The following is a 1,465-nucleotide window of genomic DNA, read 5'->3' on the forward strand; positions in this document are numbered from 1 at the left end:
ACACCGATTCCAATTCTTCTCTTGCGAAGGCCGTCATCGCTTGCCCCTCCTGAGCGAACTCAATGGCGGCATTGTGCGATTGCCTTTACGCGAACTCTATAACGCCCATGGCTTACCGCTTACGTTCGAACGTGCTGTTGAACGTGCGCGGTCTATCTATGTAACCGAATGCAAAGATGCTGGGACGGTGCCCAGCAAATCCTATCTCGAGGATCCGGTTCCACGATCTTCGCCATGAGGCAACTTCTCGCCTGGCGTCGATATTCCCGGTGCACGATCTGGCGAAGATTACTGGACATCGCGACCCGCGCATGCTCATGCGGTACTACCATCCTCGAGCTGAGGATCTGGCGAAACAGCTTAAGTGACTGCCATGCTGCCCAGGCTCGGCAGTTTTCCGGATCGATTGGTGCAACCGACCCGTGAGCGTAAAAGGTCCACGATGAATCCCGAACTAGCCGCCGAATTGGCTGACGAGGCACAACTGAAGGCCGCTATACGCGAGTTGCGCAAGCTGCGAAAAGAAAGCGAGCCTCTTAACCGCGCATGGTCCGATACGCGGGTCGCCAGACTCAGGTACGAGCGGGAATACGCGTCCGTGGTCAAGCAGCTAAAGGAACGGGAGGACCGTATTATGGATGAGCTATGGCCCTATCTCGATAAGATTGAGGCGCTAGAGAAACAGGTGAGGAAGCTAGATTGCAAGATGCGGAAAGCGCGGACGTGATGCATGCCGCGGTGCGTGGCGAGGTATTGCGCGAGGTGTGCGCCACTACCCGCAGGTAGTGAGCGCATGGCGGCGGCGTTGGCGAAATCTGAGAGTCAGAGGACTCGTATAACGCCGACACCGCTGGGTATGCAGAGTCCCAAAAGCAGGTGGCTTTCGGCAATACGTACGGCTTCATTGCGTGCAACAGCTGCCTTGTGTTTCCGCTGGACGTTGATCCTGCGGCCCATTTGTATTGCCCGGGGCCGAGGAAAGCAAGAATAGCCCCGCCAACGAACGGTACTCGTATAACGCCGACGTTTCCCAAATTGCATAAATCCCGCTGGCTCCGCAACAAGTCACATCCTGCGCGACGTACTTACGTACATACATATTTACGTAAGTCATTGTTTTTAAAATAATATTGACGGGATTGGCAGCTCGTTCTAAATTACTCCACACAATTCGTGACGGCGATCTCACGTCGCTCGCCATGATGACACTAGAGCCGCTGGGCCAAGTCAGCGAAGAGATAACCCAGCATAAGGCGTCGGGAGTTAGCGAGCAGGGCGGGTAACGCGCAAAGCCGCTCTGATCACTGACTCGGTACTCCGCTAGTCGCCCGAATAGGGGGTTGTGTCGCGATAACGGAGCCATGACGAGCAAGCGGCGATTCGCTTAGGAGTCCTTAGATAAGCAGCGAATAGAACTGCGCGGCGACCGTTCGAGTGGCGTGGTCACCCTTCATTTGGCCTTTGC

Annotated in this window: 1 protein-coding gene and 1 pseudogene; both read left to right on the plus strand. The window is 55.6% G+C overall.

Annotation, left to right across the window (positions count from 1 at the left end; genetic code table 11):
* Positions 1-124 precede the first annotated feature (124 nt).
* Positions 125-368 (plus strand): annotated as a pseudogene (locus GWC77_RS27720) (tyrosine-type recombinase/integrase); the annotation flags it as partial.
* A gap of 5 nt (positions 369-373) precedes the next feature.
* The gene (locus tag GWC77_RS27725; RefSeq protein WP_254367228.1) at positions 374-727 is read left to right on the plus strand and encodes a hypothetical protein; all 354 of its coding nucleotides are present in this window, start codon (positions 374-376) and stop codon (positions 725-727) included.
* Positions 728-1,465 lie beyond the last annotated feature (738 nt).

Source organism: Paraburkholderia sp. NMBU_R16 (assembly GCF_013282575.1).
Lineage (GTDB): Bacteria > Pseudomonadota > Gammaproteobacteria > Burkholderiales > Burkholderiaceae > Trinickia.